This is a genomic window from Xylophilus sp. ASV27, assembly GCF_016428875.1.
In the GTDB taxonomy this organism is placed as follows: Bacteria; Pseudomonadota; Gammaproteobacteria; order Burkholderiales; family Burkholderiaceae_C; genus Xylophilus.
Genome location: NZ_JAELTO010000200.1, coordinates 1 through 3,085, shown reverse-complemented (window position 1 = coordinate 3,085; position 3,085 = coordinate 1). Strand labels below are relative to the sequence as shown.

The window sequence follows — 3,085 nt, the reverse complement described above, 5'->3', positions numbered from 1 at the left end:
TGCTTCACCGATACCACCGCCGAGATGCTGGCCTATGCCCTGCAGGAATGGTGGAGGCTGGTCGGCAGCACCAAGATGGCCGGCATCTGCAAGCTCATGGAGGCCGAGGCCGGCAACTTCCCTGAGCTGGCCGAGTTCTACCAGCAGGAGGTGGAGGCGCCGGGCACCGCCCTGCTGGCGCGCATCGTCCAGCGCGGCATCGACCGCGGCGAATTCCGTCCGGTGGATGTCGACTACGCCGCCTGTGCGCTGAAGGCGCCGCTGGCGTTTCTCATGCTGCATCCGCAGGGTGGCGACGGCCGCGCGGATTTCGAGCCCGAGCGCTTCCTGCGCACGCAGGTCGACCTGCTGCTGCACGGGCTGGCGACGCCGGGCTGCTCCAGGGACGCGTCCTAGAATCAGCGGGTTTGCCCTGACGCCACCGAAAGCCTCCGATGACCCTGCCTCTGAACACCCCCTTCACCGACGCCAGCACGACGGACCAGTCGCGCTTCAACATGATCGAGCAGCAGATCCGTCCCTGGGACGTGTCCGACAACGACATCCTGGACCTGCTGGCCGTGATGCGCCGCGAGGACTTCGTGCCCGAGGCCTACCGCGCGCTGGCCTTCGTCGACATGGAAGTGCCGCTGCCGCAAGGCCAGTGCATGCTGGCGCCGCGCGTGGAAGCCCGCATGCTGCAGGACCTGCACGTGCAGCCGCAGGACCGTGTGCTGGAGATCGGAGCCGGCTCCGGCTACATGGCCGCGCTGCTCGCGCGCCGCGCCGCGCACGTGGTGACGCTGGAGATCGAGCCCGTCCTCGCCGAACTGGCCCGCAGCAACCTGCAGCGCGCCGGCATCGCCAATGTCGAGGTGCGCCAGGCCGATGGCGCCCAGGGCGCGGCGGCCGGCGGCCCGTTCGACGTCATCGTGCTCAGCGGCTCGGTGGCCCAGGTGCCGCAGTCGCTGCTGGCCCAGCTCAAGGTGGGCGGGCGCCTGGCCGCGGTGGTCGGCAGCGAGCCGATGATGCGCGCCCAGTTCATCACGCGCACCGGTGAAGCCCAGTTCCAGACCACGGAACCGTGGGACGTGGTGGTGCAGCGACTGAAGAACTTCCCCGAGCCTTCCCACTTCAACTTCTGATGCCCCCCACGTTCATTCCTCAGGTCCGGCCGTCCGAATTCGACGCCTGGATGGCCGCCTGCGGCAGTGCCGCTCCGGTGGTGCTCGACGTGCGCGAGCCCTGGGAGTTGCAGACCGCCAGCATCCGCCCGGCGCCCGGCTTCCGCGTGGTGGCCGTACCCATGAACGAGATCCCGCGCCGCCTCGCCGAACTGGACCCGGCCACGCCCGTGGCCTGCCTGTGCCACCACGGCGCGCGCAGCCAGCGCGTGGCGGCCTTCCTGGCGCATCAGCAGTTCGAGCAGGTGGCCAATATCGCGGGCGGCATCGATGCCTGGTCGCTGGAGCGCGACACCAGCGTCCCACGCTACTGAACTCGCCGCATCCTTTCGTTCAACGCCACGCCCTCTCCCATGACGCCATTGCGCACGCTTGCCCTGACCCTTGCCCTCGCGACCGTCGGCCTTCACAGCGCCTCCGCGCAAAGCCTGATAGAGGTCTATGACGCGGCGCGGGCCTATGACGCGGCGTTCCAGTCGGCGCAGGCCGCCTACGACGCGGCCGAGAGCCGGGCGCAGCAGTTGCGTGCCGGACTGCTACCGCAGGTCGGCCTGCAACTGGGCGTCTCGCGCGCGCCGACCGACGTGCGGGTGCGCGGACTGCCAAGCACCGACTACAACGTCGTCTCGCAGACCGCGGGCATCAGCGCCACCCAGCCGCTGTACCGGCCGGCCAATGCCATCAGCTACACGCAGGGGCAGCGCCAGGTGGAGGTCTACCGCGCCGCGCTCGACGCGGCCGCGCAGGACCTGCTGGTGCGCACCAGCCAGGCCTATTTCGACGTCCTGGGCGCGCAGGACACACTGGCCTTCGTGCAAGCGCAGAAGGCCGCCGTGGCTGAGCAATTGGCCTCGGCCAAGCGCAATTTCGACGTGGGCACGGCCACCATCACCGACGCGCGCGAGGCGCAGGCCCGCTACGACCTGGTGGCGGCGCAGGAGATCGCCACCGAGAACGACCTGCAGGTCAAGCGCCTGGCGCTCGACCAGTTGGCCGGCCGCGCCGGCATCGTGCCGCAGCCCCTCACCGCCACCGGCACACTGGCGGATTTGCAGCCGCAGGCGCTGGAGCGCTGGGTGGAGCAGGCGCAGACCACCCAGCCCTCGGTACGCCAGGCGCGGCTGGCGCTCGAAGTGGCCCGGCTCGACGTGAAGAAGGCCGAAGCCGCCCACCTGCCCACGGTGGACCTGCAGGCCGGCTACAGCGCCGCGCGCTACCCCAACGGCACCACCACCGTGCCGGCGCATTTCAGCGCCAACGGCGGCAGTATCGGGGTGCAGCTCAACATGCCGATCTTTGCCGGATACTCGATACAGAACCGCGTGCGCGAGACGCTCTCACTCGAAGACAAGGCCCGCGCCGACCTGGACACCGCGCTACGCAACGTCGCGCAATCCACGCGCGCCCTGTTCTTCGGCGCAGTCTCAAGCGCCGGTCAGGTCAAGGCGCTCGAAACGGCCGAGGCGTCCAGTCAAAGCGCGCTCGAGGCCAACCAGCTCGGCTACCAGGTGGGCGTGCGCATCAACATCGACGTGCTCAACGCACAGAGCCAGCTCTACCAGACCAAGCGCGACCTCGCCCAGGCCCGCTACAACCTGCTGCTGACGAGCCTGCGGCTGCGCCAGGCCGCCGGCACGCTTGCGCCTCAGGACCTCTACAACATCAACGCGCTGCTGGCTTCCGCGCCCTGCCCTTCGGCAGAGCAGAAACCATCTGACACGGCTTGCGCTCCAAGATAAAAGCGCTCCAAAGCGGCATGCAGTCGAGGTCTCCACTCAAAGCAAGACGATGTCGCACTGACCTTGCCCTCGAAAAACGTATCCCTTGCTGAGTGTTTCAATACAAGCAAGGAAGACGTAAATGAGGAAGACGACGAGAGCGCGCTACACGCTCGAATTCAAGCAAGAGGCGGTGCGGCTGGT

The 3,085-nt window shown here is 68.5% G+C and carries 4 protein-coding genes; all 4 read left to right on the top strand.

Features of this window, described 5'->3' with window-relative positions; genetic code table 11:
- The coding region (locus JHD63_RS22140; RefSeq protein WP_198972946.1) for a TetR-like C-terminal domain-containing protein at positions 1–396 on the top strand (396 nt) is incomplete at its 5' end.
- A 38-nt stretch (positions 397–434) separates the two neighbouring features.
- Positions 435–1,124 (top strand): protein-L-isoaspartate O-methyltransferase family protein, encoded by a 690-nt coding sequence (locus JHD63_RS22135; RefSeq protein ID WP_198972945.1) that lies wholly within the window; start codon positions 435–437, stop codon positions 1,122–1,124.
- A complete protein-coding gene (locus tag JHD63_RS22130) occupies positions 1,124–1,477 on the top strand; it encodes a rhodanese-like domain-containing protein (RefSeq protein WP_198972944.1) in 354 nt (117 codons plus the stop codon). The genes JHD63_RS22135 and JHD63_RS22130 overlap by 1 nt, the downstream gene beginning before the upstream one ends.
- Positions 1,478–1,516: 39 nt before the next feature.
- Complete coding sequence (locus tag JHD63_RS22125; RefSeq protein ID WP_198972943.1) at positions 1,517–2,902, top strand: TolC family outer membrane protein; 1,386 nt, start codon at positions 1,517–1,519, stop codon at positions 2,900–2,902.
- The last annotated feature ends 183 nt before the right edge of the window (positions 2,903–3,085 follow it).